Source organism: Gemmata algarum (genome assembly GCF_034097035.1).
Taxonomy (GTDB): domain Bacteria; phylum Planctomycetota; class Planctomycetia; order Gemmatales; family Gemmataceae; genus Gemmata; species Gemmata algarum.
On the sequence record NZ_JAXBLV010000099.1, the window covers coordinates 1 to 24,329 of the forward strand.

18 protein-coding genes are annotated in these 24,329 nt (G+C 67.6%); 13 read left to right on the top strand and 5 right to left on the bottom strand.

The genetic code is table 11. From position 1 onward, the window contains the following. The first annotated feature begins 766 nt into the window (after window positions 1-766). From R5W23_RS08780 to R5W23_RS08815, 8 genes are all read left to right on the top strand, one after another. On the top strand, window positions 767-976 hold the full coding sequence (locus tag R5W23_RS08780; protein WP_320686011.1) for a hypothetical protein: 210 nt from the start codon (window positions 767-769) through the stop codon (window positions 974-976). 79 nt (window positions 977-1,055) lie between these two features. Further along, a complete protein-coding gene (locus R5W23_RS08785; protein ID WP_010034037.1) occupies window positions 1,056-1,301 on the top strand; it encodes a hypothetical protein in 246 nt (81 codons plus the stop codon). Further along, window positions 1,298-1,558, top strand: coding sequence for a hypothetical protein (locus tag R5W23_RS08790; RefSeq protein WP_320686012.1), 261 nt, complete (start codon window positions 1,298-1,300; stop codon window positions 1,556-1,558). The genes R5W23_RS08785 and R5W23_RS08790 overlap by 4 nt, the downstream gene beginning before the upstream one ends. A gap of 18 nt (window positions 1,559-1,576) precedes the next feature. After that, a complete protein-coding gene (locus R5W23_RS08795; RefSeq protein ID WP_320686013.1) occupies window positions 1,577-2,731 on the top strand; it encodes a TIGR02996 domain-containing protein in 1,155 nt (384 codons plus the stop codon). Window positions 2,732-2,865: 134 nt separating this feature from the next. Further along, window positions 2,866-4,410 (top strand): NADH-quinone oxidoreductase subunit N, encoded by a 1,545-nt coding sequence (locus R5W23_RS08800; RefSeq protein WP_320686014.1) that lies wholly within the window; start codon window positions 2,866-2,868, stop codon window positions 4,408-4,410. A 193-nt stretch (window positions 4,411-4,603) separates the two neighbouring features. Continuing rightward, window positions 4,604-5,374: a TatD family hydrolase gene (locus R5W23_RS08805; RefSeq protein WP_320686015.1), complete on the top strand. Its 771-nt coding sequence runs from the start codon at window positions 4,604-4,606 to the stop codon at window positions 5,372-5,374. A gap of 585 nt (window positions 5,375-5,959) precedes the next feature. After that, window positions 5,960-7,672, top strand: coding sequence for a DUF1549 and DUF1553 domain-containing protein (locus R5W23_RS08810; RefSeq protein ID WP_320686016.1), 1,713 nt, complete (start codon window positions 5,960-5,962; stop codon window positions 7,670-7,672). A 56-nt stretch (window positions 7,673-7,728) separates the two neighbouring features. Then, a complete protein-coding gene (locus R5W23_RS08815; protein WP_320686017.1) occupies window positions 7,729-9,000 on the top strand; it encodes a DUF1501 domain-containing protein in 1,272 nt (423 codons plus the stop codon). Between the two features lie 27 nt (window positions 9,001-9,027). Here the strand turns inward: R5W23_RS08815 and R5W23_RS08820 are convergent, their stop codons facing one another. The 3 genes from R5W23_RS08820 to R5W23_RS08830 all read right to left on the bottom strand — a co-directional run bounded on the left by R5W23_RS08820 (window position 9,028) and on the right by R5W23_RS08830 (window position 13,272). After that, window positions 9,028-10,026: a hypothetical protein gene (locus R5W23_RS08820; protein ID WP_320686018.1), complete on the bottom strand. Its 999-nt coding sequence runs from the start codon at window positions 10,024-10,026 to the stop codon at window positions 9,028-9,030. Window positions 10,027-10,238: 212 nt separating this feature from the next. Next, the gene (locus tag R5W23_RS08825) at window positions 10,239-10,781 is read right to left on the bottom strand and encodes a YceI family protein (RefSeq protein ID WP_320686019.1); all 543 of its coding nucleotides are present in this window, start codon (window positions 10,779-10,781) and stop codon (window positions 10,239-10,241) included. 223 nt (window positions 10,782-11,004) lie between these two features. After that, on the bottom strand, window positions 11,005-13,272 hold the full coding sequence (locus R5W23_RS08830) for an ATP-dependent helicase (protein ID WP_320686020.1): 2,268 nt from the start codon (window positions 13,270-13,272) through the stop codon (window positions 11,005-11,007). Between the two features lie 132 nt (window positions 13,273-13,404). Here R5W23_RS08830 and R5W23_RS08835 point away from each other — a divergent pair, with 132 nt between their 5' ends. Beyond that, window positions 13,405-13,827 (top strand): holo-ACP synthase, encoded by a 423-nt coding sequence (locus R5W23_RS08835; RefSeq protein WP_320686021.1) that lies wholly within the window; start codon window positions 13,405-13,407, stop codon window positions 13,825-13,827. A gap of 115 nt (window positions 13,828-13,942) precedes the next feature. On the opposite strand, the gene R5W23_RS08840 is transcribed toward R5W23_RS08835, so the two are convergent. Continuing rightward, the gene (locus R5W23_RS08840) at window positions 13,943-14,152 is read right to left on the bottom strand and encodes a hypothetical protein (RefSeq protein ID WP_261186226.1); all 210 of its coding nucleotides are present in this window, start codon (window positions 14,150-14,152) and stop codon (window positions 13,943-13,945) included. Between the two features lie 334 nt (window positions 14,153-14,486). Between R5W23_RS08840 and R5W23_RS08845 the strand changes: the two genes are divergently transcribed. From R5W23_RS08845 to R5W23_RS08860, 4 genes are all read left to right on the top strand, one after another. Then, entirely contained in the window at window positions 14,487-17,027 is a 2,541-nt protein-coding gene (locus R5W23_RS08845; protein ID WP_320686022.1) for a TolC family protein, read from the top strand. Window positions 17,028-17,763: 736 nt separating this feature from the next. Continuing rightward, window positions 17,764-18,621 carry a sugar phosphate isomerase/epimerase family protein gene (locus R5W23_RS08850; protein ID WP_261186224.1) on the top strand — a complete coding sequence of 286 codons (858 nt, stop codon included), beginning with the start codon at window positions 17,764-17,766 and terminating at the stop codon, window positions 18,619-18,621. 14 nt (window positions 18,622-18,635) lie between these two features. Further along, window positions 18,636-20,090, top strand: a complete 1,455-nt coding sequence (locus tag R5W23_RS08855; protein WP_320686023.1) for a CehA/McbA family metallohydrolase domain-containing protein — start codon at window positions 18,636-18,638, stop codon at window positions 20,088-20,090. A gap of 532 nt (window positions 20,091-20,622) precedes the next feature. Beyond that, window positions 20,623-22,599, top strand: a complete 1,977-nt coding sequence (locus R5W23_RS08860) for a PAS domain-containing hybrid sensor histidine kinase/response regulator (protein WP_320686024.1) — start codon at window positions 20,623-20,625, stop codon at window positions 22,597-22,599. Between the two features lie 359 nt (window positions 22,600-22,958). Here R5W23_RS08860 and R5W23_RS08865 read toward each other — a convergent pair whose 3' ends face one another. Further along, window positions 22,959-24,296 carry a Gfo/Idh/MocA family protein gene (locus R5W23_RS08865; RefSeq protein ID WP_320686025.1) on the bottom strand — a complete coding sequence of 446 codons (1,338 nt, stop codon included), beginning with the start codon at window positions 24,294-24,296 and terminating at the stop codon, window positions 22,959-22,961. Window positions 24,297-24,329: the final 33 nt, after the last annotated feature.

Below are 24,329 nucleotides of genomic sequence, written 5' to 3' on the forward strand. Positions count from 1 at the left end.
GCGTAGGTGCCGGTCGCCTGGATGGTGGTCGAAGTGGTCGGGGCGCCGGTGAGCTCGACCTTCGAGCCTTCGGGCGGCGAGACTTCATTTGCGTCTTCACCTGCGTGCGCTGTCGCGGGCACGAGCGCCGCAAGGGCGACCGCCAACCCGACGGCGGCGGTGATACGGAACGTCAGCATCGTCGAAATTCCCATAAACAGCAACACCTCTTAACCCATTGCTCATCGCTTCCGTGCGAACCCATCATCCTTGTTCAGTACGGTCCGGCCTCTCCGTTACCGATCCCGTGTTTGTGGGCGAGGCTTCGCACACGAACACGGAACCATTTCCCCCAGCGCACCACGCGCCGGGAACCGAACCCTTTACCGCTTTTGTCGTTACCGCGTGAAGACTGCCTTCACACGACGCGCAGGAGCGTGGTAACAGGCCGTGTTTCGCACGGCGGACCACTCCACGGGGCGCGCAATAACACGGTAACGGCGCGCGGGAAGATCATCTGAACACGACACCCGATGGCAAGTGTATCACATGCTAGAGATTGATTGACTAATATACCATATCCGGAAGGATACTCATCTGGTCGCTCACGGTCAAGGTCCTTGTTTTTACTCAGTCAGGTTCCAGTGCGCCCGTTCGTCCGCCTCGTCCCGCTGGCACCTCACCCGTCTCGCCGCTCGCGATTCCATACGGGCAACCCCTTCCCATACGCCGGGCTCCTCGGGTGCAGGTGCTTGCGCATTCATTCAATTAAGAGATTGTCTGGGCCGTGCCGAACCTGAAAGTGATTCTCCTGGCCGTGGTGAAGCGCGCCGCCTGTCTGTTCGTGCACGCCTGCCTCGACTGCGCGACGCCACCACCCGAGTGGGAGGGCAACGACGCCGACAAGTTCGCCGGCGCGAAGACGGCGCTGGCGAACTGCCGGAAGGCGGACCTGCCGCCGAGCTGGGGCCGGCACGACGACGCCCTGAAAGCGTGACGCGGTTCGCGACGGGGGGCTTCGGTCCCCCGTTCTGTTGACCCGCCGCGGGTGGTATCATGCGTGGAGGAGGTGACACATGAGCAAGGTGATTCTCGACGCCGCGACGCGGGCCAAACTGAGCGGGCTGGGCCAACCGGTGCAACTGTGCGACGAGTCCGGGGCGGTCATCGCCTACGCGCTGTCGCCGGCCGCGCTGGATCGGCTGATGGGCATCCCGATTGAGGAGCCGTTTACGGAAGAAGAGTTGAGGGAAGCGTTCGATCAGACCGGCCCCGGCCGGCCGCTCGAAGACATCCTCCGCGATTTGCGGGAGGGGCGATGAACTATACCGTGCGCTGGTTGCCGCTCGCGGAGGCACGGTTGCGCTGGTTGTGGACGCGAGCGTTTCTCAAGGAGTCGATTGCCGAGCTGGCGGACATCATCAACCGGTTGCTCCGCGACCGGCCGTTCGACCTGGGCGAGTCGCGCGAGCGGGCTGACATCCGGTTGTGGTTCCATCGCCCGCTGTGCGTCGCGTTCTTCATCGACGACGGAGCGAAGGTGGTGTACGTTGCGGCCGTGAAGTGGGTCGGGAACTGATCGCGTGAGGGCGTTCGCGTGTCCACCGAAGCCGCGCTGCTGACCGCCGTTGCCGCCGACCCGGACGACGACACCGCGCGGCTCGTCTACGCCGACTATCTGGAAGAGAAGGGCGGTGAGGGTAACACCGCTCGGGCGCAGTTCATCCGCGCCCAAATCGAACTGGCTCGCCCACCGCGGCGGGGCGAGAGTGGAGCGCGCCGAGAACTGCTCGCCACCGCCAAGCGGCTCCAAAAGCAGTACGGCGCAGAGTGGGCGGCGCCCGTGTTCGACGCCGCAGGCACCAAGAACGACAAATACTGGCGCGAACTCAGCTACGACGGTTGGGAGCGTGGCTTTCGTAACTGGATGTCGTTTGAGAGCCTTGCTGACCTGCGCGCCCGTGCCCCAGCAGTTCTGGCGCTCAACCCAATCACCGGCCTATCGGTCCGCAAGTTCGACGACGCCGACGTGCGGGCGCTGATTAACGAGCCATTAGTTCGCACGGTGATCCGTCTCAACTTGTGCGGGGGCGGTTGGGGGGAAACTCGAATCTCGTTCGGCGACGAAACCGCTGCGGCGCTCGCCGCGTCACCCAACCTTGCTCGGCTCGAAGAGCTCGACCTTACCCAGAACCGCCTCACGACCGAAGGTGTTCGAGTGCTGGCCCACTCGCCAGTGCTCACATGCCTTAAACGACTTCGGCTGTACGGCAACGAAATCAACGACGGCACTTACGAGATGCTGGCCCGCTCTCCGCTGGGCGCGCGGATGACCGCCTGGTTGGTAGACGGGAGCGCGGGCGTCACCTCCGAGGCCGCGGGCATTTTGATGGGGGCGAAGCACCTCACGCACATTGAAGTGCTCAGCTTCGACAACACGAGCATTAACGACAGCGGCGTAGAAGCGCTGACCGCATCATCACACCTTGCGAGCGTGCGCGAACTCGATTTCCGTAATACGAACATTACCGCCGCTGCCGTTCAACGGCTCGCCCGTGCGCGAGTCTTTGCGAACCTGGAACGGCTCAACCTCGTCAAGACGTGGATCGGCACCCCGGGCGCGAACGCGCTGTGCCGGTCGAAGTACTTGACGAAGATCAAGTTCCTGGCGCTCTATTCCGCCGTGCCGGAGTCGGCCGAAAAGAAGCTCCGCGAGCGGTTCGGCCGGAAGGTCGAGTTCGGGCGTATCTGACACCACGTCTGATTGCAGGGCGCGGGTGATTGTGCGTGCCGCTGAGATCGGCGGAGCGCAAGTACCGAAGCACTTCCCGTTGCGCCGGCACGCGGGTAGGTTACGCTTCTCCCCTCCGCCAGGAACGACGCGGCATGTTCCCCACGCACGACGACATCGTCAAACTCCAGTCCGCGCTGGAAAGCGACCTGCTGCTCTTCCTGCCCGAACTGAGCCTGTGCGTCGGGATCGTCGTTCTCCTGGTCGCGCGCCTCCTTCCCGCGCTGGACCGTGTTCACCTCGGCGGGTTGGCGGTGATCGCGGTCGCGGTCAGCCTGTTCGCCGGCGGGTATCAGGTGTACGAGTCGGCCGTGGGCGGGTCGTACTTCGCCGGGATGCTGGTCTCGGACTCGTGGGGCCGCTTCGTTCGCCTGATCGTGCTTGCGGCTGCGCTAGTCACCGCGCTCCTCACGCTCGCCACCGGTATTCCGGACCGCGACGATTCGGCCGACTTTTATGTCCTGCTCATCGGCGGCACGCTCGGGATGTCGCTGATGGCGTCGGCGGGGCACCTGCTCATGGTGTTCATCGCGGTCGAGATGGCGAGCCTACCGGGGTACGCACTGGCCGGGTTCCTGAAGGGCCGGCGCACCGGGAGCGAGGCCGCGCTGAAGTACGTTGTCTACGGCGCCGCGGCGAGCGGGGTGATGCTGTACGGGCTCACGCTCCTTGCGGGCGTGTTCGGCACCGGAACGCTGCACGACGTTGCCGCGGGGATCGCCCAGCGCGGGCCGGATTTGCCGGTTCTCGCGGGTCTGGCGCTCGTGTCTGTGGGGTTGGGGTTCAAACTCGCGGCGGTGCCGTTCCAGTTCTGGTGCCCTGACGTGTTCGAGGGCGCCGCCGCCGAAGTCGCCGGGTTCCTGTCGGTGGCATCGAAGGCGGCTGCCATCGGACTGGTAGGGCGGGTGCTGCTCACGCTCCACGCCGCACAGCCGGACACAGCGGCGGTTCCCGCGCACCTCGGGGCGATGGTCGCGGTGGTCGCGATGCTCACCGCGACGTTCGGTAACCTCGTCGCGTTCGGCCAAACGAACCTGAAGCGCCTGCTGGCGTACTCCACCATCGCGCACGCGGGCTACATGCTGATGGCCTTGGCGGTGACAAGTTCCGCCGGCGCTGCGGCGGTGCTCTACTACCTGTGCGCGTATGTGGCGATGAACCTGGGGGCGTTTGGCGTGGTCGCGCTGGTGCGCAACGCGACCGGTAGCGAAGACCTCAGCGCGTATCGCGGATTGGTGCGTCGGAACCCGCTCCTTGCGATTGCGCTCGCGGTGTTCCTGGCGAGCCTGCTGGGGTTGCCGCCGCTCGCGGGGTTCGCGGGGAAGTTCCAGGTGTTCGCCGCGGTGTACGCCGCAGCGGATGCGACCCACGCGAGCGGCTCGCCGGGGCTGGGTACGCTGTTCTTCGTGCTCCTGGGCGTCGGGGCGGTGAACACCGCGCTCAGCGCGTACTATTACCTCAAGGTCGTTCGGGCCATGCTGCTCGACGACCCCGAACCCGGGGCCGCGCCCGTGGCGTGCCCGCCCGGCGCGGCGCTCCTCCTTCTGGCCCTCGTGGCGGCCCTGATCGCGGCCGGCGTCGTGTGGGACCCGCTGACGGCCGAAACCGCTCGCGCCGCTGCGGCGTTCGGCGTGAAGTAAACGCATTCACGGTTCGGTTCGAGTGTCTGTTCTGGATTTTGTCTTTGTGGCACAGACATTCCTGTCTGTGCGGGATCGCAAAGCTGCACAGACAGGAATGTCTGTGCCACAAGAAGCCGGCGCAATCAGCCGGATCATGTATTAGATGGTTCCGTGACAAGACGCCATTCCCTCGCACACCGACCCAACACCGATGCTGATCGACACGCACGCGCACCTGTTCGACGAGAAGTTCCGCCACGACCTGCCGGCGGTGCTGGACCGCGCCGCGGCGGCCGGCGTGGAGCGGATCGTGTGTCTGGGGATCGATCTGGAGTCGTCGCGGGCGGCGGTCGAGATCGCGAACAAGTATCCTCTTGTGGTCGCGGCCGTCGGCATTCAGCCCAACCACACCGCCGAGGCCGGCGCCGGCGACTGGGACGAGATCGTGAAACTCGCCGAGCGCGAGCCGCGCGTCGTTGCGATCGGCGAAACCGGACTCGACCGGTACTGGGACCGGGCGCCGTTTCACGTGCAGGAAGACTACTTCGCGCGGCACATCGAACTGGCCCGGCGGCTGCGCAAGCCGTTCGTGATCCACTGCCGGGAGGCCGAAGCGGATGTTGTGAGGGTGCTCCGCGGTCAGGAGCAGAACGGCCCGCTGGCCGCGGTCATGCACTCGTTCAGCGGGGACATCGACACCGCGCGCGCGTGCCTCGAAATCGGGCTGTACGTGTCATTTGCCGGGATGGTCACATACCCCAGCGCGCAGAACCTTCGGGACGTGGCGAAGGAGGTGCCGCTCGACCGATTGCTGGTCGAAACCGACAGCCCGTACCTCGCCCCGCAACCGGTCCGCGGCAAGCGCAACGAGCCGGCGCACGTGGCCCACACCGCCGCGCTTCTGGCCCAGGTGAAGGGCGTGAGCGTTGCGGAACTGGAAGAGCACACCACGCGGAACGCGAAGACGCTGTTCGTCATCTGATGCCGTCAGCCGTGGGCGCCGACTGCACGACCGGCGGTGACAGAAGCGGTGCCCGAATGCTCTCCGCTGTTCGCAATCTGCGGGCGCTGTAACCCCCGTTACAGCCTCGCCGGGCCGGTCGTAACTGACGGGGCGCCGACGGGACATTCGCTGGCTTCGGACTGGCAATTCGCTACCGGGTCGCTGGGTCGCTGCTACCGTTCAATCACGGACTTTTACCCCTCGAGAGCAACTCACGCAGCGAGGAGAGAACGGCTTCGGGGACGCCGTCGGCAAAGTGTAACGACTTATCCCGATACTGTTTACGATGGGCTTTTGTTGCGATTTCCGTTCGGCTTTACGGGTGAGAAGCTCCTGCGTGCTCCTCGTGAGAACTGCAACTTCAGCCGGGAAGAAACTTCCGGAAGTCCGATGTTGAGAAATCGGGTGGGGAAATACTCGATGTGTCGATCGCCCGGTTGGAGGCACGCTCGTGACCGGATCGGGTCTCACCGGTCATGGCCTGATGCGGATTCGTCGCGGAACTTGTACCAGTTTGTGGGGGTTTGATCCGGTATCGCTGCTTCGCCCCGTCGGAGGTGTCCCATGCGGTTTCGCTCGCTGGCACTGTTCGCGCTCACCGCCGGCCTGGTGGCTCTCGCTGGCGATTTGACACTCGCCGACGCGCAGGACAAAGCCAACAAGAAGGGCAAGAAGAACAAGAAGGCCGATCCGCCCGCTGCCGTGCCGCCGGCTGCCGTTGCGAAGCCCGCGGTTCCGGTCGAGGTCAAGCCGGTCGTTATCACCGTCGCGACGCCCAAAACGAAGGACGCGGCGGCGCTGGCGCGGGTGATTGACGACGAGATCAACAAGCGACTCGTGGCGTCGAAGCTCGCGGCCTCGGCCCGGAGCACCGACGACGAGTTCCTGCGCCGCGTGTCGCTCGATATCACCGGGGTGATCCCGACCGCCGCTCGCGCGAAGGCGTTCCTCGACGACACGAGCCCCGATAAACGCGCCCGGCTGATCGACGAACTGCTCGCCGACCCGCACTTCGGCCGCCGGATGGCCGACATCTGGGCCGCCAAACTGTTCCCCCGCGACAGCGCCAACCGGTTCGTACTGAAGGACCCGCTCTACAAGTGGCTGGAGGAGCAGTTCAACGCGAACCCGGGCTGGGACAAACTCGTCACCGCGCTGGTGACCGCGACCGGCACCGTCGCCGACAACCCGGCGACCACGTACTTCCTCGCGAACCGGTCGGTGGACAAGCTCACCGACACCACGTCGCAGCACTTCCTGGGCATCCAGCTCCAGTGCGCGCAGTGCCACAACCACCCGTTCACCTCCTGGAAGCAGACGGAGTACTGGGGGATGGCGGCGTTCTACAGCAAGGTGAAGGCGGACAACCCGAAGAACGCAAATAAGGGCGGCGACAACACCCAGATCGGCGTTCAGGAGGGGCGGGTGACGACCCGGCAGAAGGACTTCTTCCCGGAGTCGGCGAAGACGGTACCGGCACGGTACCTCGGCGGCGAGCAACCGGCGCTGGGCGCCGCGGACCCGTACCGGCCCGCACTGGCGAAGTGGATGACGAGTTCGACCAACCCGTTCTTCGCGAAGGCGCTGGTGAACCGCACCTGGGCGCACCTGTTCGGCCGCGGGTTTGTGAACCCGGTGGACGACATGCTCCCGGAAAACGAGGCGACACACCCGGACCTGCTCAACGCACTCGCCCACCACGTTTCGACCGCCGCCGAGTTCGACCTGAAGTACCTCATCAAGGCGATCTGTCTGAGCGAGACGTACCAGCGCACGAGCAAACCCACCGCGGAGAATAAGGCCGACCACACACTGTACAGCCACCCCGCGGTCAAGGTGATGTCGCCCGAACAGCTTTACGACTCGCTGGCCCAAGTGACGGGGAACAACGCGGCCGTGATGGACAAGAAGGGCGCGAAAGGGCAAGGCGCGCAAAAGGGTGTGCGACTCGGCGCCCGCGATCAGTTCGTGAACTTCTTCCTCGCCGGGGCGGACTCGACCAGCGCGCTCGACTACGAGGCCGGCATCCCGCAGGCGCTCAAACTGATGAACGCCCCGATCACGAACAACCCGGCCGCGGCTCGTGCTGTCATCGGACAGGTAGGGCGGCCCGAGGAGGCGTTCGAGCGGATCTACCTCGCGTGCCTGTCGCGCCGCCCGACCTCGGACGAGGTGAAGAACTTGAACGTCTACGTAACCCGTATCGGCACCCCGACCGCCTACGGCGACATCCTCTGGGCCGTGCTCAACAGTAGCGAATTCACGCTGGTGCGCTGAGCGCGAGTAACTCGCGGGGCCGGCGCATCGAACGCAATCTTTATCCCGGAGCGACCATGTTCTCGACCAAACTGCAAGAGAAGAGCCGGCGCGACGTGATGAAACTGGCCGCGTCGGGCGTGTTCGCCCCCGCGCTGTCCGGTTGGCTCCCGCTGCTCGCCAGGGCGGCCCCGACCGGCGGCAAGGGCAAGGCGAAGTCGTGCATCCTGCTGTGGATGGACGGCGGCCCGAGCCACAAGGACACCTGGGACCTGAAGCCCGACAGCAAGGGCGCCGGCGAGTTCAAACCGATCAAGACGGCCGCCCCGGGCGTGGAGATCAGCGAGCATCTGCCGAAGGTGGCGCAGGTGATGAACCACGGTCTGGTCGTGCGCGGGATGACGACGCCAGAGGGGGCGCACCCCCGGGCCAAGTACTACATGCACACCGGCTTCCGCGAGGGGCAGGGTGGGGTCGTGTACCCGTCGCTCGGGTCCATCGTCTCGCAGGAAATGGGCAAGGCCGACAACACGGTGCCGAACTACGTCGCGATCGGCGGGCGCAGCTACGGCTCCGGGTTCCTCGGGCCGAAGCACCAGCCGCTTTTGGTCACCGATCCCGCCCGCGGCGTGGAGGACCTCAAGTCGGCCGTGTCCGCGGCCCAACTCGGCAACCGCACCGGACTGCTGGAGCAGATGGAGAAGGCCTTCCATCGCGAGCAGAGCGCCGACTCCATCACCGACCACAAAACCACTTACGAACGCGCCGTGCGCCTGATGCAGTCGAAAGAGGCGAAGGCGTTCGACATCGCGGGCGACGGGACCAAGGGGAAGTACGGCTCGGGCCGGTTCGCGGACGGCGTTGTGATGGCTCGGCGGCTGATCGAAGTGGGCGTGCCGTTCGTGGAGGTGTCGCTGGGCGGCTGGGACACCCACCAGGACAACTTCGAGCGCGTGAAGTCGCTGTCCGGGCAGGTCGATTCGGCGCTGTCCGCGCTGGTGACCGACCTGAAGGAGAAAGGACTGCTGGACAGCACGCTGATCGTGTGGATGGGCGAGTTCGGCCGCACCCCGAACATCAACACCCGCGGCGCGAAGCCGGGCCGCGACCACTTCCCGCGGGCGTGGAGTCTGGCGATGTTCGGCGGCGGGCTTAAGGGCGGTCAGGTGCTCGGTAAGACGGACAAGGAAGGGGCCAGCGTCGAGGACCGGCCGACCACGGCGCAGGACTTCCTGGCGACGGTGTGCGAACTGCTCGGCATCGATCACACGAAGAAGAACGAGACCCCGACCGGGCGCCCGATTCAGATCGTGGAGAAGCCGAAGCCGTTCACGAAGGACGTTGCGTGAGCCCAGTTCCGGAAGGGGGAGGGCCGGTTACCACTCCGGCTCTTCCTCGTATGGGAACTTTTCGTGCTGCCCGGCGAGTACGACCGCGATCACGAGCGGTGTCAGGATCAGGAGCGTTCGCAGAACGATCAGCACCCACCGGTTCTGGCGGCTCACCCGCGGGATCAGGAACGGCGCGAGCACCAGCGGCGCGAGCGCGATGAGCCAGAACGACAGGTCGGGCACCTTGTTCTCCGCGTGCGACGGTCGCGTACCGAGCAGCAGCCCGGGCAGGAAGAGCGCCGCCGCGGGGACCGCGCCGCTCGCCAGCGCCTTCGGCGCGTCGTCGAGGTGTTGTCTCGTGAGCACTGCGACCGCGATTCCGAACATCGCGGACCCGAGCACTACCGCCAGTTCCATGAACTTCGCATTGTGCGAATACAGCAGTACCGCCGAGCCCGCGAAGAACACCGCCGCGAGTTGGGCGGAGAGTTCGCCGCTCGCGCCGCCGCGGGAGACTCCGTCGAGGACCAGCCACACGAGCGCCGCGGCGCCGGCGAGTTGCCACCGTAACCCGGCCCATTGTGGGTCGGCTGCGGCGTTGCCGAGTACGAGCCACCCGCTGACGATGCCGATCGCCCACAGCCGGGGCCACCACACCGCCACGTTCGCGAGCCACCACACCCGCTCCGGTAGCACACGTGCCAACGCCAGCCCGAGCCAGCGCGTGAGCAGCCCGGTCACGACGAGCACAAGTGCGGCCCGTGCGAGCCACTGGTAGCCCGGCGCCTCCGCACCCGGCTGCCAGGGCAAAAGGCGCGACGTGTTCTCCCAGGTCGGCGCCGGCTGCTCGGTGTTGAGATTCGCGAGCGTGAAGTTCCCGCCCATAAAGGCGAACACAACTGCGACCGCCGAGCCGAGCGCGGCTGCCCGCCACCGTCCCACAACCAGGAACGCGCACGTCACGACTGCCGCCGCACCGGCGCCCGGCAGCACGCAGAGTGATATCGCGTCGAGAACGTCTTTGATCGGTGGGGGCGGGGGCATAGGTCGCGTTGAGGTTTAGGTGCCCGGGCGCGCGGCGCCCGAGTGCTGCCACCGTTGGTGGCGCGCGGGGGTGTTACCTGCTATTTCGTGTGGTGCGGCGTCGAGTTGTTGGGAGACTGTGTGCTTACTGTAAGGTTGCGCTCGAGGCGCACGGACCGATCGCGCGTTGCGCCGGGTGCCGTTTCACAAAACGGCGCCCGGCGGCGACCGGGTCACTTCTTGGCTTCGACCTTGATGCCCAGGTCGACCTTGTCGTCGATCTTGCCCTTGCCGTAGTTCATGCCCCACTGGGTGCGGTCGATGGCGAACTCCGCGCTCACCTCCAACTTGCCGTCCTTCTCGGTGATAGTGGCCGGGAAGCTCACCGGCTTCGTCTTACCGAGCAGGGTGAGGTCGCCGGTCACGGTGTAGCCGGCCGCGGCCTTCTCCACCTTGGTCGATTTGAACGTGGCCTTCGGCTGGTTCTTTACGTCGAAAAAGTCGGCGTTCCGGAGGTGCCCGGTGAGCTTCGCGTCGTCGGAGTAGAGCGACTCCGTTTCGATGTCCACGGTCACGGCCAGCTTGCTCGGGTCGCCGTCGGTAACCGTTGCGGTGCCCGACACCTTGCCGAAACCGCCGGTGTGCTTGCCGTCCGGCTTCTTGCCGACGAACGTGACCTTCGTGTTCTCGCCGGTGAGGGCGTACTTGGTGTCCGCGGCGGCCGCGGTGACGCTGAGGGCTGCGAGCAGCGCGACGGCGACGAGGCTCTTCGGCATGGGTCGGTTTCTCCGCGTGAAAGAACGGGACGTTCGCCGGCCACTCTGGCCGGCTCCTTCGCGACCGCGGTTGATGTGGGCGGTCGAGGGAAGTGTAGGGACTACCGGCCCGATGGTAACGGGCTTACATGCGAGCGGACGCGAGATGTCCCAACGGCCACGCGCAGCGAAGGGGCGGCGGGCGCCGCTAGCCCCGCGTCAGCAGGCAGGGCTAGCGGTCGTCTCATTCCTCCGCCTTTTTGCGGACAATCACCTTCAGTTTGATCTTGTCGCCGACGAACAACTTCACCCCGTGGGCGGCGAACCGCACACGCACCTTGCGCAGGGCACCGAACCCGGACACTTCCGCCACGTTGCCGATTCCGAACTCCTCATGTTGAACCAGTACCCCGACGGCCAAACCCGTGTCGGGCGCGTCGGGGATGGTCGGCTTCAGCCCCGGGTTCGGTTTTCGGGAGGCGGGCGGGATGAGGGGCCGCAGCCCGGTGTCCGCCCAGTCCTTGGCCGCGGCGCTCGATTTGACGCGCCATTCGTCCGCCGCGGTGCGGGCCACGTTCCGCGCCATCGACGGGTCGATGAACCGCACGTCGCGCGGCAGCTCCTGGATGAACTGGCTCACGATGCAGTAGTTGAGCTGGCCCCGGAACTCGCGCATCCGCGCGTGGCACAGGTACAGCTCCTTCATGGCGCGGGTCATGCCCACGAAGCACAGCCGCCGCTCCTCCTCGATCTCCTCGTCGTTCGCCAGACTGCGCTCGTGCGGCAGGAGCCCCTGTTCCACCGCGAGGATGTACACCGCCGGGAACTCCAGCCCCTTTGACGCGTGCAGCGTCATCACGGACACGTGATCGGCCTGCTCGTCCCAGCCGTCGGTGTCGGACGCCAGCGTGATCTGCTCCAGGAAGTCGGTGATCGTGCGCGAGTTGTCCTCGTCCCAGAACTGCTTCGCGGCGGTGACGAGTTCGGACACGTTCGCGAGCCGGTCCGCGTCCTCCTCGTCGGTCGAGTCGCGGAGCATCGCCTCGTAGCCCGACTTGTCCAGCACCAGCCGCACCAGCTCGTGCGGGGGCTGGACCATCTTGGACCGCAGGTCGGTCATGAGCCGGTGGAAGTCCCGCAGCCCCGTCGCCGCTTTGCCCTTGATCTCGGTGATCTTGGCGATCTGGCCGGCGGCGGCGAGGAGCCCGATCTCTTGGCTCGCGGCGAACGATTGCAGCTTGTCGAGCGACACCTTACCGATGCCCCGGGCCGGCGCGTTCACCACGCGCAGGAAGCTCACGCCGTCGTGCGGGTTGGTCAGCAGCCGCAGGTACGCGAGCACGTCGCGGTTCTCCTTGCGCTCGAAGAACGCCAGCCCCTTCACGATCTGGAACGGGACGCCGTGCTTCACGAACGCGGACTCGAGCGACCGCGTGAGCGCGTTGATGCGCATGAAGATGGCGTGGTCGCGGTACTTGAACGTGCCGGCCTTTACGGCCTCCTTGATCCGCACCACGACGCCCTCGGCCTCGTCCAGGCCGTTGTCGAACGTGATGACGTTGACCGGCTCGCCCTGCGGGTTGTCGGTGACCAGGTCCTTTTTCTTGCGCTGCTTGTTGTGGTCGATCAGCACGCTGGCGGCGCGGATGATGGATTTCGTGCTGCGGTAGTTCTGCGCGAGCGTGATGGTGCGCGCGTTCGGGAAGTCGCGCTCGAAGTCGAGGATGATTTTGATGTCCGAGCCGCGCCACTTGTAAATGCTCTGGTCGGGGTCCCCCACCACGCAGACGTTCGGGTTGTTAATGCTCAGCTGCTTGACGATCTGGTACTGCGCGGAGTTCGTGTCCTGGTACTCGTCGATCATGATGTACCGGAACCGCGAGTCCAGTTCGGCGCGCAGCTCCTCGTTCTGCTTGAGCGCCATCGCGGGCAGGTACAACAGGTCGTCGAAGTCCATCGCGTTGGCGCTGCGGAGCCGCTTCTCGTACCGCGGGTACACGGCGGCCACGGTCTTTTGGAAGAAGTCGGTGGCGGTGCGCTCGTACTGCGGCGGGGTGACGAGCTGGTTCTTTGCCTTACTGATGGCGCCGGCGATGCGCTCCGGGGTGAACTTCACGTTGTCGATGCCGGCCGCCTCCAGCGCGTCCTTGACGAGCTTGTTGCGGTCGTCGGTGTCGTAGATGGTGAAGTTGCGGTCGAACCCGAGCCGCTCGGCGTACTGGCGCAGGAGCCGGGCGCCGAGGCTGTGGAACGTGCTCACCCACACCCGGTTGCCGGGCGCGAGCTTCTCCACACGGTTCTTCATCTCACCGGCGGCTTTGTTCGTGAACGTGATCGCCAGGATGTTGTGGGCGCGCACCCCCGCCCGCAGCAGGTACGCGACCCGGCGGGTGATGACGCGGGTCTTGCCGCTGCCGGCCCCCGCCAGGATCAACAGCGGCCCCTCGCCGTGCATCACCGCCGCCCGCTGGTCGGGGGTCAAATCGGCGAGCAGGTCGGCGTCGTCGGACATGGCGAATCCTTCGGTGAGTACAAAGAGACCTACCCCGTCCGGGTCCCAATTGGGACCCGGACGGGGCGGGACTCGTCCCGCGGATTTTACCGACTCACGCGAACGGTGCGAAGCTCAGCCTGGGGGGGGGGGATGGAAATACTCGGACTCGGCACGCAGGTGCTGGAATGCGCCCGGGTGCGGCAACTGCTCGACGAGCACGCGGACGCGTTCCTGCGGCAAGTGTATACGGACCGCGAGGTGCGGTTCTGTCACTCGCGCCGGCAGACCACCGAGCAGTTCGCGGCGCTGTGGGCGGCGAAGGAGGCGGTGTTCCGTGCGCTCGGCACCACCTGGAAGCGGGGAATGAGCTGGACCGATGTGGAAGTGGTTTGCGAACCCGGGCAGGCGCCCCGCGCTGTGGTGAGTGGGGCGATCGGGGAGCTTCAGGCCGGCCGCGGCGTTAACCAGGTGCTACTCACGATGGCGTTCTGTCGCTCGTTCGCGACCGCGACCGCAATCGCCGGTCGCGTCGCCGGTGCGCCGGTTCAGGAAGATACGGCGTTGGACGACTGACGCGGTGAAATGTAGAACGCGGCGTTCGGAGCGTGGGATGAAGAACAAAAGGCACAGGCCGACAACGATGGCCGCCTACCTTTACTCCGCACTCTGAATGCCGCGCTCCGCATTTCTAAATCCCGTCTCCCACTTCCCGGATCAGCGCGCGTGCGGCTTTGTACGCGGTCCGGAGGCTCATCACCCGACCCTCGATCTGGTCCCCCGTGAAGGGTCGGGCCGGGTCGGCCTTGGGTAACCCCGCCAGTTCCAGCGTGAGCGGCAGCAACCGCAGGAACTCGGTCATTCGGGCCTGCTTTTGTTCTGGGGTGGCGGGCTGGTCCATAATGACCTCTTCGGTGCGGGAGTCGCTGGCAACTCCCCTCAGCCTATCGCGAACGGTGTGGCGCCTCAAGCGCGCCGTTCCCCAATCTCGCCTGCCGCACGAGAGCACCGGGGCTGCCGGAACCGCGAGCCTTTCCCACCTCGCGGCACTTACCCGGAACTTAAGCGAAAAAAAAGAAATCTCCGATTCGACCGACAAACTAGCTAAATACTTCCGCCCGACCCGTCGATTGGTTCGTTTGAAGGCACCTCCGGATCGACTTGGGGCCACCCGCACCGCGGGCGGAGGACCCGGAGTGGGCTGTGGCGGATCAGGGTGGGAGCGGGGAAAACACATGAGCCGGAGCCGTTGGTTCAAGCGAGCGCTCGCCGGGGTGCTAACGATCTCCGCCGCCGGTGGCTGCAAGCAGCAGCTCTTTATGGAGCCGGGCGACTACAAGGACGCGGCCCAGCTCGCCTTGCCAAAGTCGCTGGAGGCGAACCCGCACGGCACGGTCGCGCCGGGGCAGGTGGACAAGCTCGGCGGGCCGGTTAACACCGTGACCGACTTCGTGCGCCCGCCGCGCATGATGAAGCTGTCCGAGTGCATCGCGCTGGCAATGGAACAGGGGAACGTGGGCAGCCAGTCGCCCAACAACCCCGGGTTCAAGAACGACGCCCTCCAGCAGTTCTCCGGTCGCGCCGTGGGCGGGTCCGACGCGATCCGCTCGTTCGCCATCGACCCCGCCGTCGCGGCCGCGGAGATCGAGCGCTCGCTGAGCAAGTTCGACGCCCGCTGGATCACCTCGATGCAGTGGCAGAAGATCGACCAGCCGGTGGCGGCCCAGTTCCTGTCGTTCCAGCAGTCCCGTGACGCGGCGAGCTTCAGCAGCACGCTCGCCAAGCCGCTGCCCACCGGCGGCGTCGCCGGCATCACGTTCAGCACCGACTACTCCAAGTTCTCGCAGCAGGCCACGACCCAGACGCAACTGGTGAACCCCAACTACACCCCGCGGGTGCAGCTCACCGTCGAGCAGCCGCTGCTGCGGCTGTTCGGGGTCGAGGTGAACCAGCTCAGCCCGACCCACCCGGGCAGCCTGCTGATCACCGGGCTGCAGTCCACCGGGCAGGGGACCGAGGGCATCCTCATCACCCGCATCCGGATGGACCAGCAGCGGGCCACGTTCGACCAGCTGGTGAACACCATGCTGCTGAACGTGGAGGCGGCGTACTGGAACCTCTACGCCAGCTACTACAACCTGTACGCCCAAGAGGAGGGCCTGCGGCAGGCGTTCGAGGCCTACCGCTACACCAAGCTGCGGGTGGTCGCCGGGGCGCTGAAGCCGCAGCGGCAGGACCAGGTCCAGGCCCAGTTCGAGCGGTTCCGCGCGAACGTGTACCAGGCCCGCGGGCAGGTGCTCGAGAGCGAGCGGCAGCTCCGGGGGCTGATCGGGCTGCGGAGCGACGACGGGGCGCGGCTGGTGCCCATCGACGAGCCCAACCTGGCCCCGTACCAGCCGGACTTCCACGAGGCCGCCAACGACGCCATCGCGTACCGGCCGGAGCTGCTGATCGCCCGCCAGGACGTGAAGTTCCGGCAGCTCGACCTGCTGCTCCAGAAGCAGCTCCGGCGGCCCGACCTGCGCGGGTTCGCCCAGTACGACATGGCCGGCCTGGGCACCCGCCTGGACGGCCGCGCCGAGGACTTCGGCCCCACCGGCGCCAGCCCCGGGAACGCGTTCGGCAACTTCATCGACAACCGGTTCAACAGCTGGACCCTGGGCGTGCGGCTCGACATGCCGATCGGGTTCCGCGACGCCAACGCCCTGGTCCGGCAGGCCCAGTTGAACATGGAGAAGAGCTACTTCCAGCTCCGCAACGAGGAGCTGCGGGCGATCGAGTTCCTGACCCTCCAGTACCGGCGGGTGAACGAGCTGTACACCGTGATCGGGCCGCGCCGGGCCGAGCGGGAGTCGCTCCAGAAGTACGTCGCCCGGGTCCGCGCGGCCCTGGAGATCGGCGGGCCGGACCCGACCGAGTTCCTCAACGACCTGACCGTGCAGCAGCAGCTCGCGGCGGCCGTCGCGGCCGAAACGCAGGCGATCGCGAACTACAACATCGCGCTGGCCCAGTTCGAGTACGCCAAGGGCACTATCCAGCAGTACAACCGCGTGTCGGTCAGCGAGGGGGTACTGCCGCCGTGGGTGTCGAAGCGGGCCGCGGACCACATCCGCGAGCGCACCGAAGCGGCCCTGAAACTGCGCGAGCAGCCGGTCGCGCCGGGCGGGACGGCGGTCGGCGGGCACCCGGTGTCCCAGGCGGGCGGCACCGCATCGCTGCTCCAGTTGCCGCCGTTCGCCGAGAAGCGGGACCCGCTGCCGATGGACCTGCCGAAGACCGACGACCCGGCCCCGGCCCGGCCGCCGGGATCGGACACCCCGCCCGGCGGCCGGGCGCAGCCGGGGGCCGGCCCGATCGGAGCGCTGCCGGTGAGCCAGCCGCGCCCGCTCCCGACCTTCGGGGCCGGCTCCGGTGCCGACTTCCAGCCGAACGGCCGGGCCCCGCTCCCGCCGCTGCCCGCGGGCAGTCGCCCGGTCGGCGGCGGGTTCAGCCCGCCGGCCGGCACCGGGGCCGCGAGCAACCCGGACGAGTACTTCCGCTCCGAGGGCCGGGCGCTGGTTCCCGAACCGCCCCCTCTGTACCGCAGCGCGACGGGCGCATCGGCGGCCCCGGGCACCCCGGGGGACCAGCCCCGCTCGGACGCTCGGGTGGTCCTGCCGCCTGAAACGAAGAAGGCGAGCGAGCCGGTTTGGAACCCGCCGGCGCTGCCGACCCCGCCCGCGACCGGCGGGGCGACCGTCCCGCAACCGCCCACGATTCCGCCGACCCTGCCGTAAGTAACGGGCGGCCCGTAAACAACGCCCGCAGTGGTGCGTTCGGGGGCGCGAGCGGCTGACCGCTCGCGCCCCCGAACGCTTTGGTCTGCGCGAGTGACGTGGGCTCGCCGGCAGCCGGGCCGCCCGCGTTTCCGGTATTTCCCCACCGCTAATTCCCTTTGTGGCACTTCTGGAAGTTCCAATTCTGTCCCGCGGGGCTGTTAACATCCGGTTCTGGTCTGTTGGGCTTAAACAAGGTGCCGGGCTATTTCGTTCGTAAGTTTCGCGATGGTAGGCTCTTGCATCGTAATTGCCGCTCGTTCCCAGGGCGATTTCGGTCGATTCGGGAGGGGGCGGCCAGCAGGAACGGGGCCGGATTCGGTGGTAGCGATGCCCCAGCGAACCGGCAGCGAATTGCCCGTCGGGCGGTAGCGAGCGTCCCGTCCGCGCCCACCAAACGCGATTCGCGGCGCTGTAACCCCCGTTACAGCGCCGTGCGACCTGGGGCGCCGATCGCATTCGCGGTTCCGTTGCTGGCGTCTGTCCTCGCGGCCCAGGCCGGAAGGTCGGGGCCACAAAAACGGACGCGACCCGCCGGTTCGCCGGTGGGCGAATGCGCTTGCCGGGTTGACCGTGCGGTTCACGCGGCGTGTCGGCCTTGTGATGGGGAGCCGGGCGCGCCGCTCGCGGTACTCCGGCGAACCGTTCTCCATACATTACCGGCACCGCACATACGCACCCTTTCGGTACAAACGTCATGTTCACCCTGTCCGCGTTTGCCGACGAGATCTCGCACGACCCGCGCGAGCAGGTTGCGGTGCTGAAGGCGTGCCGCATCCGGTTCATCGAGTTCCGGTCCATCTATAAGACTAATGTCCTGGCGCTCACCGACGACCAGATCAAGGGGTTCAAGGCGCTCCTCGACGGCGAGGGCATGGGCCTGTCCGCGATCGGCTCGCCGGTTGGCAAGGTGGCGATCGACGCCCCCTTCGAGCCGCACCTCGACAAACTCAAACGCGCCATCGAGTTGTGTCACGTGTTCGGCACACGCGGCATCCGGGTGTTCAGCTACTACCCGCCGGGCAACGACCCCGCGTTCAATCCGGCCAACTGGCCGGCCCACCGGGACGAGGTGATCCGCCGCATGGGCGTTAAGGCCGAACTGGCCGCCAAGAGCGGGGTGGTGCTGTACCACGAGAACGAGCACCGCATTTTCGGCGACTCCCCGGACCGCGTTGCGGACATCCTCTCGACCGTCAACAGCCCGGCGCTGCGGGGCGCCTACGACGCGGCCAACTACGCTTACGGCAACTTCGATCCCGTGGAGGGGTGGGAGAAGACGAAGGCGTGGACGGCGCACTTCCACATCAAGGACTGGAAGATGGGCGGGCACGGGGCCGGGCACGACTACGGGGTGATCCCGGGCACCGGCGACGGGCAGGTCGCGCACAGCGTTCGCGACGCGGCCGCGCGGGGGTACAAGGGGTTCGCGGTGATGGAGCCCCACCTGCGCGGCGGCGGCCCGACCGGCGGCATCACCGGCCCGGACCTGTTCCCATACGCCGTTCAGGCGTTCCGGACCATTCTCGACGAGGCCTGGGCGAAGTACGACTGACCCGGAATCGCACAATGCTCACGGTTCACCTGCGCGTCACCGACGCGGCGACGACGCGCCCCCTTCCGGTACGGGTCCGCGTGTCCGGGCCGGACGGGGCTCAGTACGCCCCGCTCGGGTTCTCGCCCGAGTTCCCGGGCGGGCGCAACGAGGCGGTCGGCGGCCAGTTGCGCGTCGGCCGCGAGCGGTGGTTCTACACCGACGGCGCCTGCGAGCTGCCGCTCCCGGCGGGCGTTCCGCTCCGGGTCCAGGCCGCGAAAGGGCCGGAGTGGGTGCCGCTCGACGAAACGGTCACGCTCGGGGCGGGGCAGATCTCGTTGCGGTTCGCGCTGTCGCGCTGGGCGGACACGCGCGCCGACGGGTGGGCGGCCGTTGACACCCGGTGCCACTTCCTGCCGCCGCACGCCGCGCTGCTCGAAGCCCGGGTCGAAGACCTCGACGTTGCGAACCTCCTCGCGGTCCCGTTCCCGCTGCTGGCGCTCGACGCGAACACCTATGCCACCGTGCCGAACCTGACCGCGTTCAGCGGGCAAGCCCCGGCGCTGGACGGGGGCGGCTCTGCGGTGTACGTGAACACGTTCAACGCCCACCCGGTGCTGGGGAAGGTAGCACTGCTGAACTCGCACCGCCCGGTGCTGCCGCTGACCTTCGGCGGCGAGGAACCCGACGACTGGGGCGTGTGCGACTGGGCGGACCAGTGCCACCGCAAGGGCGGGCTGGTGGTGTGGGCGGACGCGTTCGAGCCCGCGGGCGGCATCAGCGGGGGGGAGGCGCTGGTCGCGGCGGTGCTCGGGAAGGTGGACGCGATCGAGGTGGTTCAGAAGCCCGGGCGCTCGCCGCTCCTGCCGTGGGTATATCGGCTGTGGGACGCTGGCGTGCGCGTGCCGCTCGTGGGCGCGAGCGCGAAAGACTCGAACGCGGTTCGGCTCGGGGTGACGCGGACGTACGTGCGATTGGGCGAAGGGGGCCGGGCTTCTTCGGGCGCCGAGGCGGTTCCTGCCGGGCCGCCCGACCCGACCGCGGGCGCGCGGGCCGGGGGGAATGTGTCTTCCTGGGTGGCGGCGGTTCGGCGCGGGCGCACGTTCGTTACCGCCGGGCCGCTGCTCGATCTCGTCCTCGACGGCCCGCGCGCGACCGCAACGGCCCGGGCACAGGCGAGTGAGCCCCGCGTCGAACTGATCGTAAACGGCACCGTGGCCGCTGCGGGGGAGGGTTCTGCGACCGCGGCCGTTAACGAACCGGGTTGGGTCGCGGCTCGCGTGACGGGAACTGCCGGGTTCGCGCACACGTCGCCGGTTGCGGTCGGAAGTGCGGTGCGGAAGCCCGAAGCCGTTGCGGCACTGGTCGCGCTGATCGAGCAGACCCGCGACTGGGCCGAGACCCTCGGTCGATTCGCCAACCCCAAGCGCAAACAGACACTGCTCGACCGCTGCGCCGAAGCCACGCAGCGATTGGCGGGCACGTCGTAACGCAACGCTCAAGGCCCAGACGCCTGCGGCACAATCGCCCCACCCCTCATTCGCGACATCACCCGGGCCGTCATCAGATATGAAAGTCGCGTCAAGTCCGGCCGGGTCGCTACGCGCTCGGTTCCGAACTGATACGAAGCCTGGTTGATTGTGTTCGTTTCTTGTGGGACCGACCTTAAACGAGGCGGTTCGCGTGACAGCAAAAATACGATATCGTCCGGATTTCGCGACCTCGCGGTGAATAAATGCGACCGCTTTCCCGTAATACACTCGCGGTGCGCCCGGGCCGGTCACTCGCCCGCCGGAAGTGATTAAAGTCCGACGACCCGGCAGCAAATTGTTGTACAAGCTGCGTAAGAGCGTTATTCTGGAGCCCGCTGCCGCTGCGAATGTTCCGCCAGCGCCACGACTGGAGCCCGTCGCAGCCGTCCCCGGGCGGGGCGGGATGTGGTGACAGTTCGGGGCGATTTGGCACGCGAAACGCTACTCTGCGGCAGGTGCCCACGCCCCGCCCCACCGCCCCGAGCGAATGATGTCCCGGTCGCCCGATCCGCCCCACGATTCGTCCGCCGAGGCCGAGCGCCAACTCGCCCTCGCCCGCCAGCGCCTCGCCGCGCACGTCGAAAACACCCCCCTGATCGTCATCGAGTGGGACCACGAGAGCCGCGTGTGCGGTTGGAACGCGCAGGCCGAACGTGTGTTCGGGTGGTCGGCCGCAGAGGTGCTGGGCAAGCGCCCGTTCGACTGGCGGTTCGTCCACGAAAGCGTCACCTCCGCGGTCGAGCAAATGGTGGGCGACGCGGCGGCCGGGATGCAACCGCGGAGCGTCACCGTCACCCCGAACTACACCAAGGCGGGCGAGGTCGTTTGGTGCGAGTGGCACAGCTCGATCTTCTACGACGGCGACGGGCGGATGGTCTCGTCCCTTTCGCTCGCGCTCGACGTGACCCCGTACCGCACCACGGCAACGGCCCTCGCGCGCAGCCAGGCCCGGCTCCGCGCCGCGCTGGACGGCGCGCGGATGCTGGCCTGGGACCTCGACCTGCTCACGAACCGGTGGGAAACGACCGTCGAAGTGGCCGACTTTTACGGGCTGCCGCGCGGCCCGGACTATTCGGACCCGCAGTTCGCGCTCCGGGCGATTCACCCGGACGACGTGCCGACGGTGCTGGCCGGTCGGCAGCACGCGATCGACACCGGTGCCGCGCTGCGGTACGAGTTCCGCGGCCGTGTCCCGGCCGCGGACGGCGGCCCGCGGTGGTTCGCCACCCACGGAACGGTGCTCCGCGACGATTCCGGACGGCCGGAGCGGATCGTCGCGGTGACCAGCGACATCACCGAGCGGAAGCGGTCCGACGAGCAGCGCGAGGCCCTCAACCGGCAGTTCCGCGACGCGGCCAAGTGGGAGAGCCTGGGGGTGCTCGCCGGAGGTGTGGCCCACGACTTCAACAATATCCTCACGGTCGTACTCGGGAGCGCGGCCCTGGCCCGGCGCGGGCTGCCGCCGAACTCCTCGACCGTCGCGTACCTGGACCAGATCGAGCAGTCGTGCCGCCGGGCCGCCGAGGTGTGCCGGCAGATGCTGGCGTACTCGGGCCGCAACCAGGGCGGGGCCGCGCGGATCGACCTGACGCCGCTGGTGCGCGAAGCCGCCCCGCTGCTGGCCGGGCCGGCGGGGTCTGCCCCGATCCGGTACGAACTGGACGACGCGCTGCCGCTCGCGCCCGCCGACGCGACCCAGGTGCGCCAGGTGCTGATGAACCTCGTCACCAACGCGGTCGAGTCGCTCGGCCCCGGCGCGGGCGAAGTGGTCGTGCGCACGTCGGCCGAGGAGGTGCCCGCCGGCGTGCCGAACGGCCTGTTCCATCTCGCGCCGGACCCGGGGCGGTACGTGTGCCTGACTGTCCAAGACACCGGGCGCGGGATGTCGCCCGAGGTGCGGGCCAAGATGTTCGACCCGTTCTACTCGACCAAGTTCACCGGGCGCGGGCTGGGCCTCGCGGCGGTGCTGGGGACCGTTCGCGCGCACCGGGGCGGCATCCGGGTCGAGACCGCGCCGGGCGCGGGCACCACCGTGACCGTGTACTGGCCCGCGCCGGCGGAGCAGGTCGCGGCGCCGCCCCCGCCGCCGGCCGGTGCGGTCGCCGCGAACCTCGCGCTGGTGATCGACGACGAACTGTTCGTCCGCGAGGTGACGGCTTCGATCCTGGAGGAACTCGGGTTCGCCCCGGCGCTGGCCGCGGACGGGGCGTCGGGGATCGAACTGTTCCACCGCAACCGCGAGGCGATCAAGGTCGCCGTGATCGACGTGGTAATGCCCGGGATGACTGGCGACCAAGTGCTCAAAACGCTCCGGCTGTTCGCCCCGGGGCTCCCCGTCCTGCTGGTGAGCGGGTTCACCGACAGCCGAATCATGACGGCCGACCTCGGCGCGCGCACCGAGTTCCTTCAGAAGCCGTTCCACCCCGAAGACCTGATGAAAGCCGTCCGCCGGCTCGTCCAGATGTGACGCCGGGTTCCTGTGCGCTGCGAGACGCATGTGAGCGCGCCGTCCGGTGCGTGATACCCGCCGGCGGCTGATGCCTCCCGTTCGCCGGTGACTCACACAAAATCCAGTCGTTTCAAGTGTGTAGCAGGAAACTGACTTGCTCTGTGGAGCGCGGCCGTCCCGGCCGCCTTGCGACGCGCACGAGTACGGTACACGCGCGTGTCGTGATCGCGTCGCGTAACCCGGGCGGGTAAGATGCCCGCGCTCCGCAGCGCGCACCAAGGCACGCGCCCCAACGGGGGACGACCGGATTCGGGATCATTCGGCCCGCCGCCTCGCGCCGCGACGGCGCGGGACAACGGGAGCCGCCCGGTTCGCCGTCAGCCGAGCTTGTACGGCGCACGGTACTCGTGGTGCAGCATCTTGTTCGCGGCCTCGTTGTTCGTGAACCGTTCCGCCGTCGCGTCCCACTCCAGGTAGCTCTTCGTGCGGTGGGCGATGTTCGCGATCAGCGCCGCGGTGGTGCAGCGGTGCCCGCGTTCCACGTCACAGTTCGGCGCCTTGCGGCTCGTCACGCAGTCCAGGAAGTTGCGGGCGTGGTCGGCGTCGCGGACCGCGCCGTCCACCTTCTTCGCCTCGATCTGCGGCTTGGCCCCGGTGCGCCAGCCCTTTTCGACGCTCCGGTCGAGCGGGGTGCGGGCCGCGAACTCGTTCGGGGTGACCACCTCGGGCACGATCTCGTACCCGTTGGTGCGGAAGTACATGGTTCCCTTGGTGCCGCGGAACTCGATCTCACACGGCCGCGCCGCCGGCGGCGCGCCGGTCGCGTTGAACTGGGAGAACGTGACCAGCGTGTCGCCGGGGTAGTGCCACAGCACCTCCAGCGTGTCGGGCACCTCGCGGTTGTCGTAGTCCGCGAACTTCCCGCCGAGCGCCACGACCGCCTTCGGTGCGTCGGCACCCAGGGCGGACTGGATCTGCGCGAGGTAGTGAACGCCGAAGTTGGTGAGCTGCCCGCCGGAGTAGTCGTAGAACCAGCGGAACCGGTAGAACGCGCGGTTCTTGTTGTACTTCTTGAGCGGCGCCGGCCCCACCCACTGGTCCCAGTCGAACCCGTCCGGCGGGTTCCCGTCCGGCGGGCTCCCGATGCCCTTGGGCCACTCGTTCTGGACGTGGAACGCCCGCACGGCCGTAACCTTCCCGATGCCGCCCGAGAGGATCACTTCGGCGGCCTCCCGGCACACCGGGCTGGACAACCGCTGGATGCCGCACTGCACCACGCGCTTGTGGTCGCGGGCGGCCTTCACCATCGCCCGCCCCTCGCTGACGTACAGCGACAGCGGCTTCTCAACGTACACGTCCTTTCCGGCGGCGCACGCCTCCACGCACATCAGCGCGTGCCAGTGGTCGGGGGTGACGATGACGACCGCGTCCACGTCCTTCTTTTCGAGCAGCTTTCGGTAGTCGCGGAACTGCTGCGGGTTGGTGCCGATTTTCTGGGCCGCGAAATCGAGATACGGCTGGTAGATGTCGCACACCGCGGCGACCTCACAGTCCTTGTGTTCGAGGAACGCGGACAGCACTTGGTCGCCGCGGTTGCCCAGCCCGATGAACCCGACGCGAATGCGCTCGTTCGCGCCCCGAACCCGACCGGCACTGAGCGCGGTCGCGGCTGCCGCGGCGGCTGTGGTGAAGTCGCGGCGCGTGACGTGTGACATGGCTACCTCGTTGTGTGATTCGGAGCGAGGGGG

Excerpts from the sequence above, each read along its gene's own strand:
- R5W23_RS08785 (WP_010034037.1), top strand. The coding sequence starts at position 1,056 with ATGAGCAAGGTGATTCTCGACGCCGCGACGCGGGCCAAACTGAGCGGG.
- R5W23_RS08790 (WP_320686012.1), top strand. The coding sequence starts at position 1,298 with ATGAACTATACCGTGCGCTGGTTGCCGCTCGCGGAGGCACGGTTGCGC.
- R5W23_RS08800 (WP_320686014.1), top strand. The coding sequence starts at position 2,866 with ATGTTCCCCACGCACGACGACATCGTCAAACTCCAGTCCGCGCTGGAA.
- R5W23_RS08805 (WP_320686015.1), top strand. The coding sequence starts at position 4,604 with ATGCTGATCGACACGCACGCGCACCTGTTCGACGAGAAGTTCCGCCAC.
- R5W23_RS08810 (WP_320686016.1), top strand. The coding sequence starts at position 5,960 with ATGCGGTTTCGCTCGCTGGCACTGTTCGCGCTCACCGCCGGCCTGGTG.
- R5W23_RS08815 (WP_320686017.1), top strand. The coding sequence starts at position 7,729 with ATGTTCTCGACCAAACTGCAAGAGAAGAGCCGGCGCGACGTGATGAAA.
- R5W23_RS08820 (WP_320686018.1), bottom strand. The coding sequence starts at position 10,026 with ATGCCCCCGCCCCCACCGATCAAAGACGTTCTCGACGCGATATCACTC.
- R5W23_RS08825 (WP_320686019.1), bottom strand. The coding sequence starts at position 10,781 with ATGCCGAAGAGCCTCGTCGCCGTCGCGCTGCTCGCAGCCCTCAGCGTC.
- R5W23_RS08830 (WP_320686020.1), bottom strand. The coding sequence starts at position 13,272 with ATGTCCGACGACGCCGACCTGCTCGCCGATTTGACCCCCGACCAGCGG.
- R5W23_RS08835 (WP_320686021.1), top strand. The coding sequence starts at position 13,405 with ATGGAAATACTCGGACTCGGCACGCAGGTGCTGGAATGCGCCCGGGTG.
- R5W23_RS08840 (WP_261186226.1), bottom strand. The coding sequence starts at position 14,152 with ATGGACCAGCCCGCCACCCCAGAACAAAAGCAGGCCCGAATGACCGAG.
- R5W23_RS08845 (WP_320686022.1), top strand. The coding sequence starts at position 14,487 with ATGAGCCGGAGCCGTTGGTTCAAGCGAGCGCTCGCCGGGGTGCTAACG.
- R5W23_RS08850 (WP_261186224.1), top strand. The coding sequence starts at position 17,764 with ATGTTCACCCTGTCCGCGTTTGCCGACGAGATCTCGCACGACCCGCGC.
- R5W23_RS08855 (WP_320686023.1), top strand. The coding sequence starts at position 18,636 with ATGCTCACGGTTCACCTGCGCGTCACCGACGCGGCGACGACGCGCCCC.
- R5W23_RS08860 (WP_320686024.1), top strand. The coding sequence starts at position 20,623 with ATGTCCCGGTCGCCCGATCCGCCCCACGATTCGTCCGCCGAGGCCGAG.
- R5W23_RS08865 (WP_320686025.1), bottom strand. The coding sequence starts at position 24,296 with ATGTCACACGTCACGCGCCGCGACTTCACCACAGCCGCCGCGGCAGCC.